The sequence below is a fragment of the Leptolyngbya sp. CCNP1308 genome, assembly GCF_034932455.1.
Classification (GTDB): Bacteria; Cyanobacteriota; Cyanobacteriia; order Phormidesmidales; family Phormidesmidaceae; genus Nodosilinea.
This window is the reverse complement of sequence record NZ_JAYGIH010000078.1, coordinates 68791-83489: the sequence shown is the minus strand read 5'-3', so window position 1 is coordinate 83489 and position 14699 is coordinate 68791. Positions and strand designations below refer to the sequence as shown.

Sequence of the window (14699 nt, the reverse complement as noted above, 5' to 3'; positions counted from 1 at the left end):
CTTTAGGTAGGATCCGCCCCCTATGATTGAGAGCTGCTGTTTTAGACGTTAGTTAACAACTATGGTGAGCATTCGTCGTTCGTGGATTGTCGGGGTGTCGAGCCTGTTATTGCTGCTGCCTTTGGGGGCCTGTGCGCCCTCTGAGCCCGGGCAAGAGGCCTCTGGGGAAGGCGGCACAGCGACGGAGCAGAGCACCATTCCCCTGACGACCGGGGCGATTCCTGACCAAGACCCAGAGCTGCTTCAGCGTCTCTACAGCAAGCTAGCCGACTACCTAGAAGCCGAACTGGGTGTTCCCGTCGAATATAAGCCCGTGACCGACTACGCTGCCGCCGTTACGGCCTTTAAGGTGGGCGACCTAGATTTGGTTTGGTTTGGCGGGCTGACGGGGGTGCAGGCAAGGTTGCAAGTACCGGGGGCCGAGGCGATCGCCCAGCGCGACATCGACGAACAGTTCCACAGCGTCTTTATCGCCAACACCGCCACCGGCCTCAAGGAATTCTCAGAGATTCAAGAACTCCCCCAAATCAAGGGCCGCACCTTTACCTTTGGCAGTGAGTCTTCCACCTCCGGACGACTGATGCCCCAATACTTTATGGAAGAGGCGGGCCTCGACACCACCCAAGATTTCAAGGGGGAAGTGGGCTTTTCGGGCAACCACGATACCACTATCAAGCTGGTGGAAGCGGGCACCTACGAGGTGGGGGCACTAAATGAGCAGGTGTGGCTCGATCGCGTCGCGGAAGGGGCGGTCGATACCACCAAAGTCGCGGTGATCTGGCGCACCCCGCCCTACTACGACTACCACTGGGTGATCAGCCCTGAGGTTGACGAGCGCTACGGCGACGGTTTCGCCGAAAAGGTGCAGGCCGCATTGATGGCCCTCGACCCAGCGGTGCCCGAACACAAGGAAATTCTCGATCTGTTTGGGGCCGAGCGATTTATTGCCACCGAGAACGACAACTACGCTGAGATCGAAGCGGTAGGCCGCAAGATCGGCAAAATTCAGTAGTGCAGAGTTCGGGAACAGTAGCGCCGATCTTTCAGCTAGAGGGGGTGAGCTGCCGGTTTGGGGCGGTGGCGGCCCTTACAGATTGCAGTCTGAGCATACTCCCCGGCGAGCGCGTGGCGCTCATCGGCCCCAGTGGCGCGGGCAAAAGCACGCTGCTGAGTCTGCTCAACGGCAGCCAGGTGCCCACCGTTGGGCGGGTGGCAATCATGGGACTGGAGATCAACCGCCTGGGCACCAGAAAGCGGCGGCGAATGCAGAGACTAGTGGGCACGGTGTACCAGCAGCATCACCTGGTGGGCAATCTGGCGGTGATCCATAACGTCAATGCGGGGCAGTTAGGCCGCTGGCCGTTGCCCCTAGCGCTGTGGTCGCTGGTGTGGCCCCAAGGGGTGCAGCGGGCGGCCGAGGCGCTAGCTCAGGTGGGCATTGCCGACAAGCTCTACGCCCGCACCGATCGCCTCTCGGGCGGTCAACAGCAGCGGGTGGCCTTGGCCCGAGTGCTGGTGCAAGACCCAGCGGCAATTTTGGCGGATGAGCCGATCTCTAGCGTGGATCCGGAGCGATCGCGGGCGATGATGGACCTACTGCGCCAGCTCAGCGAGACGACCGGCAAAACCCTGGTGATCAGCCTCCACGAGGTGGAGTTTGCGGTGAAATACTGCGATCGCATCGTTGGCCTACGCCAGGGCCAAATCTTCTTTGATGCCCCAGCTACAGAAGTCAGCAAAGCCATGATGACTGACCTTTACGAACTTTAGAGCGAGTTCAAGCGAACTTTGTCCCAAAAAAGTCTTGAAAAGGCAACAGATAGGCAATTTTGTATTGAGGAATATATGCAAAAGGCAGACTCCCAAGGTTAAGTAGTGGCTGCTACAAAAAGTGCCCTCTGTAGCAGCCCGTTTACCTCCCCTGAATGAAAATCGCCACCTGGAATCTTGAGCGCGCGATGCCCCAGTCTGTACAGGCTGAGCGCCAGCAAAAATGGCTCAGCCGCATCGAGGCCGACATCTGGATTTTGACCGAGACTCACCTGGGCATTGCCCCCAGCGAAGGCTACTACTCCGTGGCCAGCGGACCACCCGATCGCCCTGGGGACGACGGCGAACGCTGGGTACAAATCTGGGTCAAAAACGGAAAACTCACGCCCCTAGCCACCAGCGATGCCGCTCGTACCGCCGCCGCCCTGCTAACCCTATCCCACGGCCAGCAGTGGGTGCTGTATGGCACCGTGCTGCCCTGGTTAGGCAGTAGCTGGCGAGAATACCCTGCTTCTCAGGGCCAGGCTTTTGCCGCCGCCCTAGCCACCCAACAGGCCGACTGGCAGCGGCTGCGAACCACCTATCCCCAGGCAGTTTTAGTCGTGGCCGGAGACTTCAACCAAGACCTCAACGCTCTGCACTACTACGGGTCGCGCCGCAACAAGCAGGCTTTGCGGCAGGCGATCGACAGCACTCGGCTAGTCTGCTTTACCGCCGGTGAAAACGACCCGGTGCACCAGCTAATCCATGGGCAGCACTCCAACATTGACCACATCTGCTTGAGCCAGGACCTGCCGGGGCAGTTCCAGCGGTCTTTTGCCTGGCCGTCCCGGTTAGACGATCTGCGGGGCTTGTCTGACCACTTTGGAGTTGGTGTTGAGATTAGCGTTGTGCCGTAGCAGGGTGCTGGGGATGGTGGAGGTCGGGTGATGGGGGGGTAGAGGAGTTAGCTACCACAGACAGACTTTGGTCACCGCAATGTTGCCGCCAAAGCACACTGCCACATCTGAGTCGGGGTCGTGGCGGCGATCGCCATACTTGCCCGTATAGTAAAACTGGCCCTGGTCGACCTTAAATTCGGTAGGCAAAGGCTGAGTACAGGGAGGGCAAAAAACCACCTCAGGCTCGGCATCGCCCGGCTGCAAGTGGGGCAAATTTACGTTCCAAAAGCAGCCGGGCGGCAAACCTTCGGCCATCAGCAGGTCAATCACCCCGGTTGTCAGGCGAGTCGCCAATTCCCAGTCAACCGGGCGACGATTTTGAATGTAGTGGGAAACGGCAATCCCTGGCACTCGTAGCAGGGCCGCTTCCCGTACCGCCGCCACGGTGCCCGATACATGGATATCGGCTCCCATGTTGCCCCCCGCGTTGATACCCGAAAGTACCCAGGTGGCCTGAGGGCACAGGTGACTGAGGGCCACGCGGGTGCAGTCGGCGGGGGTGCCGCCAATGGCAAAGGCGCGATCGCTGCGCGGGTCAATGGCGATCGGGCCGCCCCGATTCATCTGGTGGCTACAGCCTGAGAGATGCTGGTCAGGGGCCACCACCCAGGTGGGATAGTTGGCCAGGGCATTGCGTAACGCCTGAATGCCTGGAGCATCAATGCCGTCGTCGTTGGTGAGCACAAAGGTCATGGGTGCAACAGCAGAAATTCTCTGCCAAAAAACTAGAGCGTAGCCCTGACATCATAGGGCTACGCTCTAGGAATCTCTAACCTGTGGGGAGGATTGACCGAGCAGTCCTGACAGCAGCCCCAAAAAACGGTGGTGGGCAGTGCCCACTCTACGGCAAGGGGTTAACCCAGCCAGCGGGCCACGTCTTTGGCATGGTAGGTCAAAATCAGGTCGGCCCCGGAGCGTTTGAAGCTGGTCATGGTTTCCATCACCACTTTTTGCTCGTCGATCCAGCCGTTGAGGGCGGCGGCTTTCACCATGGCGTATTCGCCCGACACGTTGTAGGCCGCTACCGGCAGATTGGTGGCCTGCTTCACCCGCCAGATAATATCCATGTAGGCCAGGGCGGGCTTCACCATCAGCATGTCGGCCCCTTCGGCGATGTCCAACTCAATTTCCTTCAGGGCTTCGGTGCCGTTGGCGGGATCCATCTGGTAGGTGCGGCGATCGCCAAACTGGGGCGCACTCTCCGCCGCATCGCGAAACGGCCCGTAGTAGGCAGAGGCATACTTCGCCGCGTAGGAGAGAATCGGCATGTCTTCAAAGCCGCTCTCATCGAGCCCAGCGCGAATCGCCTGCACAAAGCCATCCATCATCCCCGAGGGCGCAATGATGTCAGCCCCGGCGTTGGCCTGGGCCACGGCGGTTTTCTTCAGCAGTTCTAGGGTGGGGTCATTGAGCACCCGACCGCTGAGGTCGCCCACCTCCAGATAGCCGCAGTGACCGTGGGAGGTGTACTCACACAGGCAGGTATCGACAATCACCATCAGGTCGGGTACCGCTTCTTTAACAGCGGTGGTGGCCTTTTGCACAATGCCGCAGTCGTGCCAAGCCCCGGTGGCGTCGGTGTCTTTTTCGTCGGGAATGCCAAACAAAATGACGGCGGGAATGCCCAGGTCATAGACTTCCTTAGCTTCTTCCACGATCTTGTCGATGGAGAGCTGGTAGACCCCCGGCATCGACGAGACTTCCTTCGCCACCTGATTGCCCGGCACCGCGAACAGCGGATAGATCAAGTCAGCCTGGGTCACCAGGGTTTCTTGCACCATGCGGCGGAGTTGCGGGTGCTGGCGCAGGCGGCGAGGGCGATGGGTCGGGAACATAGCCTGTAGTGTGATGGGGATTGATCTAAAAATGAAGCTTCATTAAACTAAAGCTCCATTTCGGGACGAAAACAAGCGCTTGGTTACGTTCCGTAACTAAGTCCTTGGGCCACGCTGAGGTTTGCATCGTAGAAGGATTTTTTAAGACGCATTGCAAAATCCCCGTGGCGGTATGCTATGTTTATAAGCCGTGTCTGGTTAACGACCAAACACGCCCTCCCCGCAAGGGGGTCGCTAGCTCAGCGGTAGAGCACTCGGCTTTTAACCGATTGGTCCTGGGTTCGAATCCCAGGCGACCCATAGCTGTAGGTTAATCTTTGTCTGCTATCCAGTAGCAAAGTTCACGGTTCGTGCCCCTCAGTGTTTTATGATGGGGCAGAGCAGCCGGGCAAACACACCCAGGCTGAGTGGGGAGTTCTTTTAAGCTTGACTTTAGCTTGTCAAAACATTTCGTTATATGTCCATCGATCTATCCTAAGATTGATGAGTAAGGCTACCTACTAAAACGTCTGAAGGCCTAACGGCGAGAACACACTAGGAGGATTTTATGGCGCTTGTCTCACTGAGGCTACTGCTGGATCACGCGGCTGAGAACGGCTACGGCATTCCGGCTTACAACGTAAACAACCTGGAGCAAATCCTGGCGATCATGAAGGCGGCGGATGAAACCGACAGCCCCGTGATTTTGCAGGCTTCTCGCGGCGCTCGCTCCTACGCTGGCGAAAACTTTCTGCGTCACCTGGTATTGGCCGCCGTTGAAACCTATCCCCACATCCCCGTGGTGATGCACCAAGACCACGGCAACTCTCCCGCCACCTGCTACTCGGCGCTGCGCAACGGCTTCACCAGCGTCATGATGGACGGATCTCTGGAAGCTGACGCCAAAACCCCCGCCAGCTTTGAGTACAACGCCGCCGTCACCGGCGAAGTGGTGAAAGTGGCCCACTCTATCGGTTGCAGCGTGGAAGGCGAGCTGGGCTGCCTCGGCTCCCTCGAAACTGGCGCGGGCGAAGCCGAAGACGGTCACGGCTTTGAGGGCACCCTCAGCCACGACCAGTTGCTCACCGACCCCGACGAAGCGGTGCAGTTTGTCGAAGCCACCCAGGTGGATGCTCTGGCCGTCGCCATCGGCACCAGCCACGGTGCCTACAAGTTCACCCGCAAGCCCACCGGCGAAATTCTGGCCATCAGCCGCATCGAAGAGATCCACCGCCGCCTGCCCAACACCCACCTGGTCATGCACGGTTCCTCTTCTGTGCCCCAGAAGTGGCTAGACATGATCAACGAGTACGGCGGCAATATCCCTGAGACCTACGGCGTGCCCGTGGAAGAGATTCAGAAGGGGATCAAGAGCGGTGTGCGCAAGGTCAACATCGACACCGACAACCGTCTGGCCATCACCGCTGCCATCCGTGAAGCGGCGGCTAAGGATCCTTCAAACTTTGATCCTCGCCACTTCATGAAGCCCTCGATGAAGTACATGACCGAGGTTTGCAGCGAGCGTTACACCGCCTTTGGTACCGCCGGTAACGCCAGTAAGATCAAGCAAGAGCCCGTGGAGGTCTACGCTGTCAAGTACGCCAAGGGCGAACTCGACGCCAAGATCGCAAAGGCTGCTGCGGTTTAGATAGGGATTGACCAAATTCCCAAGGGAATTTGATCTGACTTAAAGGTCAGGGTTTCTTCGTTGAAGAAACCCTGACCTTTTTTGTTTTTCCCCAGAACCTGTGAGATGGTCAAAAGCTCTGGCTACCCACCAAAGAACCCTGGGTTCTGCCTTACATTAGGGGTGCTCTGCCACAAAAATATCCCCCATGCTGCCTTCAACTACCCCCCGAGACATTCTGGCGACGCTGCTGCCCTATCTCAAAACCGCTGGAGCTTATGCCCAGCAGGTGCAGACCCAGATTGCGGCCCAGCCCGACAAAGACGGCAAGGGCGACAACTTTTTTGCCTCGGCCCTCAGCGATGCAGATCTGTCGATTCAAACCATGGTCGAGGTGGTGCTGCTGGGGCTGTTCCCTAACGTGCGCTTCTACGGCGAAGAGCATGAGCAGACCTACAACACCAAGTACTTTCGCGCTATTGACCTGGGGCCGCAGGGCGACTACCTGATCACCCTCGACCCCATTGACGGCACCCAGTTTTATCTGGACGGCCACTCGAACTACCAAATTATTCTGGGGATTCTCAATGCGGATGAGTACGAGGCGGCGATCGCTATTACCCCTAGCCAAGACCGCTACTACTACACCCTGCGGGGAAAGGGCACGTTTACGGGGAGTCTGGCTCAGTCTCTCGATGACTGCACCCAGATTAAGGTGAAAAGCCCGACTCCAGCGATTTGTCTGGGGTGGCAAATGGGGGAGTTGGTGCCCTATTTGAGCGATCGCTACCGGGTCTACCACACCAAAACCGACTATTCAAAGGAGACCCAGATTCCTAACTTTAATGGACTGCTCAGCGGCGACATAGCCGGGGCCGTGCTGGCCCGTGGGCAATTCATTGACGGAGCCGTGCTGGCTTTTATGGCCCAGGAGATGGGCCACATTGTCACCACGTTTACCGGCGACCCACCGCCGCCGCTGCACACCTGTAGCAACTATCTGCGACCGGGTATGGTAATCGGCAGCTCTAAAGCTGTGCATAGCGATCTGTTGGCCGCTGTCACCGCCGCTAGAGTAGTTGGATCCTAAAGATTCAGAGTCCGAAGGATTTACATATTCAAAACTTCCTCCATTCTTTACTGCCAGGCGTCTAAATCTTGCCCCCAGCTCTGGGTGAGCTGGAGCCACTGATCGCGGCGACGCTCCACATCAGCGGCAATCCAAATCAGGGCGATGCCGACTACAATGCCCACCACCCACTTGATGAACGGGAATGCCGCGTTAAGCACCACCAGCTGGTTGAGAGCGTTGAGGGCAAAGACAACGGTGCCCACGTAGAGCAGCGCGCGAATGCGGAGCAGCAGCCCGGCGGCGATCGCCCCCAAGGCCATTGCCCCCACCGGCAAGCCTGCCCAGCGTTCGCTCAGCAGCGCCGTGAGCAAAATTATCGCCAGGGTAATCAACCGTAGCCAGTGGCGTTGTTCTTTACCCTCGGGGCGCTTCATCGCTGGATCGACCTGGGCGATGTAGAGCAGAGCCAGCCCCAGGGGCAAGACCCAGGCAAGGCTGTCGTCGATGGATCGATTCTCAAGCCAGACCCAGATCGCCCAGGTCGCACAGAGTACTGAGAGGTAAGATACGCGAATTTTGCCGCTGTGCCAGGCCAGCCAGCCGTAGAACCCGGTCAGCACCCACAGGGTCGGAATGTGGTCAAACCCTGCCGTGAGCAGGGCAATCAGCAGCGGGAGAACTACGGCCATTACCCGCCAGGGACGCTGGGGCCAGCCCCAGGTGGCCCAGGGTAGCCAATACACGGGCACCGCCACGGCGCAGGCCACCACTCCCCACCAGCTATCGAGAAATCCTAGCGTTGGGAACAGCGATCGCCCCAGGGCAAACCAGCCGACAAGTTCTATGAGTCCGGCATAAACCCAGGCTTGCTTGACCGATTCGGCAGTTCCGAGGCGACCCTGGCTGAGGGCGTAGAGCACCAGGGCGGTGGCGATCGCCAATCCCAGCCATCCCAGCGTCGCCTGCCCAAAGCCAAACCCAATCCCACCCCCCAGCAGGAGCAAGCTACCGATAAACCAGTGTAGGTGCGCCGCCCAAACCATTTCTAGTTGGGGAATGCCCAGGGTGCGATCGAGCTGTCCTGCCATCAGGCGATAAACCGTCATGACCAGCGTCGCGACTCCTGCTAGCACCAGAAGGGCATCCGCTGCCTGGCCGCCAGAGCCTTGCAACATTTGGTAAATTACCAGCTCGTACCAGCCCACCGACAGCAGCCCCAGGGCCAGCCAGCGAGCCAGAGCGGTTTGAGAACGCCGCCCCACTTCGAGCACCAGCAGGGCCGCGACGACGACTAGCCAGCCCGTCCAGGCCGTTGCGGTATAGGCGCGTAGAGCCAGAGCCAGTCCGGCATAGAGCAGCGTGAGGGTTTGTAGGGGCGGAGCCAGGGCTGGGCGAGAGCGTCCTACGATTGCAGACAGAACCAGGGCGATCGCCCCCAGTCCCAAAGTTGGCACCGCCAAAGCAACCACCGGGGAATAGCGCTCTACCACTATCCCGGCGACCAGGAGTTCTATGCTCCAGCCCGCCAGGTAAATAGTAAGAGGCCTCACGGTTCCCCAATAGCGGAGGAGCAGCGTCGCCAAGAATGCAGCCAGGACAACCACGATCAAGGGGCGTGGTTCCCGCCAGACAAGGTAGTAGAGGGAAACTGCAATGGTGGAAAGGGTCAGCAAGCCAATGGCTAGGATGTGACCCCAGCGATCGCAGGCCACTCGATAGAGCGTTGTCAAAGATAGCGTTTCAGTCTCCTGGGACACAGGCAGCAATCGCCACGCAATCCACAGCACCGCCATCAGCCCTACCGTCACCAGCCCCCAATCGGCCAAATGACGCGGAAAGCCCACAACCCAGTCGGCCAGACTGCTATAGACCCAGCCCAGGGCAAAGCCCACCGCTAAAAACGCCACCCCAGGTCGCCGATAGACCGTGCTATTCACCGCCGTTAAGGCCGTTGCCGAGCCCAGGCCCACTAGACGGGTCCAAGGCAGCCCTAGGGTAAAGGGCAGCGCAATGCCTGTGGTCAACACGCTGGCGCGGTGGCGACCGATCAGCAGCAGCACTAGCGGTATCACCAACCCCACCCAGCTTGTGCTGGCACGCCAGCCGCTATCGAGCAGATCGGCCCACAGCAGCGCGTAGCTCAGGGCAGACAGCCCCACTCCGTAGAGCCAGGCCGTGCGACCCCAGAGTGCGTGCAATACCTTACTCAGCACCAGGGCCACCGTAGACAGGGCCACCATGACCAAAATCCAGCGACCTAGGGGTAAATTTGGCCAGCGATCGCCAATGGCAACCACAATGCTCCCTAGAGCCAGGCCGTAGGTAACGACAATGCGCCACTGCGCCGGAGAAGACCGCCGCAGGGTTACCACCAGCGCCGCGATCGTAGAAGCAATCAAATTCACCACCAGCACCGGGCCGCTGGCCAGACTGATCAGCGTCAATAGAACGTTGCTACCCAGGGCAATGCCGTCGCTAAAGCGGCCCAGTTTCAGCTGGTTTCGCCGCCGATACCAGTCGGCCAAGGCCACCATCCCCACCACGTAGGGAAATAGCGAAATCCCCAGCAGCGGCCAGGTGCCCATCGCAAATTCATCCCACCGAGCCAGGGGGGCCAGCATGGTCTGCCGCAGCGATCGCGGCAGCATCTCCCAGCCAACGAAGCCAAGCTGTACAGCAATGCCATAGGCAATCAGCAAATCTCGCCGCTTACCCAGCTTGGCCAACGCTTGAATACGCAGCGCTAGCCCAAGCAGACCGATGCCAAACGCCTGGATCAGCCAGTCGGTGATTGCCAGCAGCCAACCCCACCACAGCAGCCCCCGCCCCAGCGCAATTCCGCCGCGAAAAGGGCGGTCTGTGGCGATCGCAGGCTGTGAATTAGCGTCTGAAGTAGGTTCGACCTCGGGTTTGGGCACCAGCCGTCGCTGGCCCAGCCACACCAGGGTGGCTCCGTAGAGGCCAAAGGCCAAGCCAAATTGCCCTGCCTGAATCGACTCCCCTGGGGTTAGTCCCCGTGCCAGCAAAATACCAAGGGCGGCAGTAATTACCACCGTAGGCCAGCGCAGACCAGGCGTGGCGGGCTGTTGCCGCTGGCCGTAAACAGTAGCGGCGGCGGTACCCAATACTCCGGCGTAAACCGCCAGCAGCGGCCCACCACCAAGACTCCAGCCCGTGTGGAGATAGGCCAGGCCCAGGGCATTGGCCTGCTCTAGGGGATTGCTGTTTTGCTGGCGCAGCACCTGCAGGGCTGTGAAGGTCAGCAGAATGGCGGCGATCGCCCCCACCAGCACCCCGCCCCCGCGCCACACACCCAACCCATCCAGCGCCCAAAAATTCAGCGGCACCAGCAGCAGGGTGATCATTTGCAGGGTTTGGGCCGTCAGCTGTAAACGAGGATTGCGGCGACACCACAGCCCCGCCGCCCAAAACACCAGGGTGTAGGCCAGCAGCACCAGATACTGCCCCGTCGCGTTAAACCTGGCCCATTGGGTCGCTGCCAGCACTGCCGACGACAGCACAACTAAAAATACCCCAAGACCCAGCAGCCACACCACGCTCAGTTCGCTCATTAGGCGACCGAGCCACAGGTTCGTAGGGGCAGGTGGCTGGGCGGTGCCCCGAGGTTGTCGCTGGGTGGACGGGCGGATATTTCGGGGTCGGGGCGAGTCGCGCGGGAATCGCTGGCTGCGAGGGCGAACAGTAGGCTCAGCGGGGACAAAATCTGTAATCGGCGCATCTCCAGCGGGAGAATCCGTGGAGGGCGTCTCTCCTGCCGCCAGGGAGCCTTCAGGATCTAGAAAAGGATTGACCGTATCGACCAAATTTGATTCTGAAGTGGCTAAGGTTGCCGCTGCTGGCAACCAATCACAACTGAGGTTGATCCGCCCCAGGTCGCGCACCTGCTGGTCAGTGATCAGACCCAGCCGCAGCCAGGTATCCAGCCCTTCCAACAGCCCTGGCTGGTCAGGCGACAGATCTAGCTGTAGTCGAATCGTGGGGTCGCGATCGTCAGCCATGCTCTGCCTTGGGGGACGGTTCTAGAATTATGGGCGCTGCCATAGCGAGTAGATTCTCAAGCCCGAGATTCTTAACCTCAGGTCGGGTCTACTCCATATCGGCATAAAGTCGCCCGTGCTTGCCCAGGGTAGTGGCCAGTGTGTAAACCGTATAGAGCCAGCCCAATCCAAAAAACAGCCCTCGACTCAAAATTTTCAGCGGATGGCCGCTCTTATTGCAGGGGGGGTGCCCCAGCACGTGACAGTCGAACAAGCGACCGTAGAGGCGCAGGTTTTGCCCCAGGGTAAGGTTTTTCAGGGCCAGCAAAAAGTGGTTGTGGTAGAAGTTCATTTGGTAGCTGAGCGATCGCGTCGCAATGTCGTGACAGCCCCCCGTCTCTTCCCCCAGGTGCACCAGATGAGCCGCCGGGTTGTACCAAATGATGTAGCCCGTGGCGCGAATGTGCAGGCAAAAGTCAGATTCTTCGCGCACGGCACTGCCGTAGAAACGCTCGTCGAACCGCAGACCGTGCTTGTCGAACAGTTCCCGGCGAAACGACATGTTGCACCCCCGCGCCGTCAGCACCCGCTGGGGCTGGGTGGTGTGCACCAGATCGATGTGGTACCAGGCAATTCCTGGATCCATCGCCTGGGGGGGTAGGTAGTCAATTTCCAGATCCGCTTGCTCCGCCAGCTTCATGCGGTCGAAGACTCGCCCTGCCACCGCCCCCACCTCGGGCCGCTCTAAAAAGGTGCGGGCGTGGGCGTAGAGGTAGCCGGGGGGCAGCACTACGTCGTCGTCAATAAAGAGGACGAGATCGGAATGCGATCGCTCTATACCCAGATTCCGAGCCGCCGGCAAGCTCGCCCAGGGCACCGAGTACCAGGTGATTTTCCCCGCCTCATGCCAAGCCTGAAGCTGCTGCTGAGTCTCTGTCTGGTGGGTTTGAGTCTGGTCTACCACCACTACTTTGTAAGCCGGATAATCTTGGGCCAGCACACTGCGCAGCGTGTCGCACAGCACCGCCTCCCGCTGGTAAGTGGGAATAATCACAGCAATGGTGGGCCAATCCATAGCAATCGGGGGTGTAGGGCTCAGACCAGTATTCCCACTGAGCCGCCCCGAGTTGTCCATCCACCCACCCATTCACCCGATGCAGAGCAGACATAGGGGTCTGCCCCTACCCATCCACCCATCCACCCACCTAACCCCTCACGGCAGTTCCACCGACGTAGGCTTAGCAATATGGGGCAGCCCCCAGCCCAGCTTCTCCCGCAGCACGGTAAAGAACTCAGGCGGCTTTAGCCGAATGAACCGAGCCGAGTAGGGGGCGCGGCAGGCGCTTACCTCGTCTTTAGTCATCACGTAGCAGCCCGCGTTGCCGTCCACGATTAGCACCAGGGGGTCGGGGTTGGCCGAGCGAATGTTCACCTGTTCGCGATCGGGAAACACCAGCCCCCGCGACGCCAGCGAGTGGGGGCAAATGGGAATTAGCTGAGTCACAGACACCCCAGGGACAATCACCGGCCCACCCGCCGAGAGGGAGTAGGCCGTAGACCCCGTGGGCGTCGACACAATAATGCCGTCCGCCGCAATATCGACCGGGGAGTGGCAGCCGATCGCCACTTCAAAATGGCACATGCTGGTCAGGGGCTCACGGTGCAGCACCATCTCGTTCAGGCAGAGGGCTTCCCACACCAGGGCAGACTCGTGGAACAGGCGCACCGCCAGCATGCCCCGCTCTTCAATTTCGTAGTCGCCCGCCAGCACCTGCTCCATCGCCTGGGGCAGCTGGTTGAGGTATGCCTCGGTCAAAAAGCCCATGTGGCCGGTGTTGACCGTCAGCAGGGGCACCCCAATGGGGGCCAGCTGTCGAAAGGCCGACAGCACTGTGCCGTCGCCCCCCAGCACTACGGCGAAGCTCATATCGGCATCGAAATTGGGCGGCACCAAGCTATCGAGGGGAGTGTGGCAAACCGGGCGATCGGGCTGAGAATAGCCCAAAATGCCGCCCATGCCGGTGGCCAGACTCACGGTGTAGCCTCGGCGAATCAGTTTTTCCTCCCATTCGAAAGCGGCCTGGCAGGCCACAGGCTTAACGTCGTTGTAGATAATGCCAACCTTGGGCACAGGCAGGGTCCAACCTTACAATTCGGTGAAATGAGGTGAACAAAACGTGCCCTGCACCCGCTAAGATGCCGAACACGCTGAAGGGAATCATAGTTTAGCTTCTCCCTAGGCTACCGTTTTTTCGTCTAGGGTAAAACAGCCTGGGGCTGAATTGCCCGATGACCCGACCCATTTGGGGGGCTAGGCCGTATCGTTGCCCACAACATCGGGGTAGACCACGGCCTACGCTACGGTTATCGTACCTGTGGGGGTTTGCCTAACCTGGCTCCGCTAACCGATCGCATTTTTGTACTGCTTGTATTGCCGTGACCCGTCGCCATTCAGAAACCACCGCCTACGTTCGCATTACCCACCAGTCGTGGAGCCAGGGCCGCATTGAGGGCGAAGTGCGGGCCAGCACCTACGAATGGCAGTTTCAGTGGCGCTTTCGCCAGGGCAACCTCCGGGTGGAGCCATCCCTAGGGCGAGCGCTGATCTGCGAACCCCTCAGCCGCTTTCTAGAACGCTTCGACTACCAGCTCGAACCCGGCGGCGACTACTCGTTTACCATTCGGGCAAAGCTATAGCTTAGGTCAATGCCGATGGGCGATCGCCCCTACCGTGAGCCCAACCGCGATCGCCACCAGCCCAAACAAGCCGTAGACAATCAACGTTCAATTCCAGATAACGTCTCGCTCACGTGGGGGGGCGGCTCTATCAGCAGTGGCAGGCCCAACAGCGCTACTCCCCCGTCAGACGGTTCAAATATCGCTCTATCAGCAAAATGGCCACAATGTCATCGATAGGGCGAGAAATTTTGCGCAGCGATTGGGGAATCAACCCCGCCACCCCCGACGGGGGATACATTTGCCAGTAGCGATCGCGCGCCTCCAGCGTGGTATATCGCTCATCCACCAGCATGATGCGCGGCGGGTCAGGGAGCTGACTAAGGGTGTCTTTCCAGTTCCTCGATTCGGTCTGATCGCCCAGCACAATGGTCGAAATCGGAAATCGCTGGCGCAGGGTAGCGATCTCATCGATCACCGCATCGGCGGCAACTACCTGTTGGTAGCACAGCAGTCGATCTAGCCCCATAACAGCCAAGCCACATTTTTGTCTGCCGGGGTCAAAGCCTAAAATCATCGGCTGAGACAGAGGTGGTGGGGTGAACTGGCTCACGAGAACAGGGGGTAGATTTTCCCCTCCATTGTGCCACCCCAGTCTAGATTTCTCTGGCAGATAAAGCACTTCTATCCACACACAAAAAATTGAGAGAATTGACTGGCATATCGGGCAGCAGCCCCGCTATCTAGCGTACAAATAGGAGAATTTACACTAAACTTAGGCGGCATCAGCCTCAGATAGGG

Annotated in this window: 12 protein-coding genes and 1 tRNA gene; 7 read left to right on the top strand and 6 right to left on the bottom strand. The window is 59.3% G+C overall.

The window, feature by feature from the left end; translation table 11 throughout:
- Positions 1-61: 61 nt before the first annotated feature.
- The 3 genes from VB780_RS23510 to VB780_RS23500 all read left to right on the top strand — a co-directional run bounded on the left by VB780_RS23510 (position 62) and on the right by VB780_RS23500 (position 2669).
- Positions 62-1012: a putative selenate ABC transporter substrate-binding protein gene (locus VB780_RS23510; protein ID WP_323353617.1), complete on the top strand. Its 951-nt coding sequence runs from the start codon at positions 62-64 to the stop codon at positions 1010-1012.
- Positions 1012-1770: a phosphonate ABC transporter ATP-binding protein gene (locus VB780_RS23505; RefSeq protein ID WP_323353616.1), complete on the top strand. Its 759-nt coding sequence runs from the start codon at positions 1012-1014 to the stop codon at positions 1768-1770. Before VB780_RS23510 ends, VB780_RS23505 begins: the two co-directional genes overlap by 1 nt.
- A 188-nt stretch (positions 1771-1958) precedes the next feature.
- A complete protein-coding gene (locus tag VB780_RS23500) occupies positions 1959-2669 on the top strand; it encodes a hypothetical protein (RefSeq protein ID WP_323353615.1) in 711 nt (236 codons plus the stop codon).
- Positions 2670-2720: 51 nt separating this feature from the next.
- Here the strand turns inward: VB780_RS23500 and surE are convergent, their stop codons facing one another.
- Positions 2721-3404: a 5'/3'-nucleotidase SurE gene (gene surE, locus VB780_RS23495; protein ID WP_323353614.1), complete on the bottom strand. Its 684-nt coding sequence runs from the start codon at positions 3402-3404 to the stop codon at positions 2721-2723.
- Positions 3405-3565: 161 nt separating this feature from the next.
- Complete coding sequence (hemB, locus tag VB780_RS23490; RefSeq protein WP_323353613.1) at positions 3566-4546, bottom strand: porphobilinogen synthase; 981 nt, start codon at positions 4544-4546, stop codon at positions 3566-3568.
- A 228-nt stretch (positions 4547-4774) separates the two neighbouring features.
- Between hemB and VB780_RS23485 the strand changes: the two genes are divergently transcribed.
- The 3 genes from VB780_RS23485 (at position 4775) to VB780_RS23475 (ending at position 7242) form a co-directional block, all read left to right on the top strand.
- Positions 4775-4846: transfer RNA gene (locus VB780_RS23485), tRNA-Lys, on the top strand.
- 247 nt (positions 4847-5093) lie between these two features.
- Positions 5094-6173: a class II fructose-bisphosphate aldolase gene (gene fba, locus VB780_RS23480; protein ID WP_323353612.1), complete on the top strand. Its 1080-nt coding sequence runs from the start codon at positions 5094-5096 to the stop codon at positions 6171-6173.
- 187 nt (positions 6174-6360) lie between these two features.
- The gene (locus VB780_RS23475) at positions 6361-7242 is read left to right on the top strand and encodes an inositol monophosphatase family protein (protein ID WP_323353611.1); all 882 of its coding nucleotides are present in this window, start codon (positions 6361-6363) and stop codon (positions 7240-7242) included.
- A 47-nt stretch (positions 7243-7289) separates the two neighbouring features.
- On the opposite strand, the gene VB780_RS23470 is transcribed toward VB780_RS23475, so the two are convergent.
- The 3 genes from VB780_RS23470 to VB780_RS23460 all read right to left on the bottom strand — a co-directional run bounded on the left by VB780_RS23470 (position 7290) and on the right by VB780_RS23460 (position 13353).
- Entirely contained in the window at positions 7290-11243 is a 3954-nt protein-coding gene (locus VB780_RS23470; protein ID WP_323353610.1) for a hypothetical protein, read from the bottom strand.
- A gap of 88 nt (positions 11244-11331) precedes the next feature.
- Positions 11332-12297: a hormogonium polysaccharide biosynthesis glycosyltransferase HpsN gene (gene hpsN / locus VB780_RS23465; RefSeq protein ID WP_323353609.1), complete on the bottom strand. Its 966-nt coding sequence runs from the start codon at positions 12295-12297 to the stop codon at positions 11332-11334.
- Between the two features lie 138 nt (positions 12298-12435).
- Positions 12436-13353, bottom strand: coding sequence for an NAD(+) kinase (locus VB780_RS23460; protein WP_323353608.1), 918 nt, complete (start codon positions 13351-13353; stop codon positions 12436-12438).
- Between the two features lie 305 nt (positions 13354-13658).
- On the opposite strand from VB780_RS23460, the gene VB780_RS23455 reads away from it, so the two are divergent.
- Positions 13659-13919: a DUF3146 family protein gene (locus VB780_RS23455; protein ID WP_317035691.1), complete on the top strand. Its 261-nt coding sequence runs from the start codon at positions 13659-13661 to the stop codon at positions 13917-13919.
- Positions 13920-14073: 154 nt separating this feature from the next.
- On the opposite strand, the gene VB780_RS23450 is transcribed toward VB780_RS23455, so the two are convergent.
- A complete protein-coding gene (locus VB780_RS23450; RefSeq protein ID WP_323353607.1) occupies positions 14074-14511 on the bottom strand; it encodes a resolvase in 438 nt (145 codons plus the stop codon).
- Positions 14512-14699 lie beyond the last annotated feature (188 nt).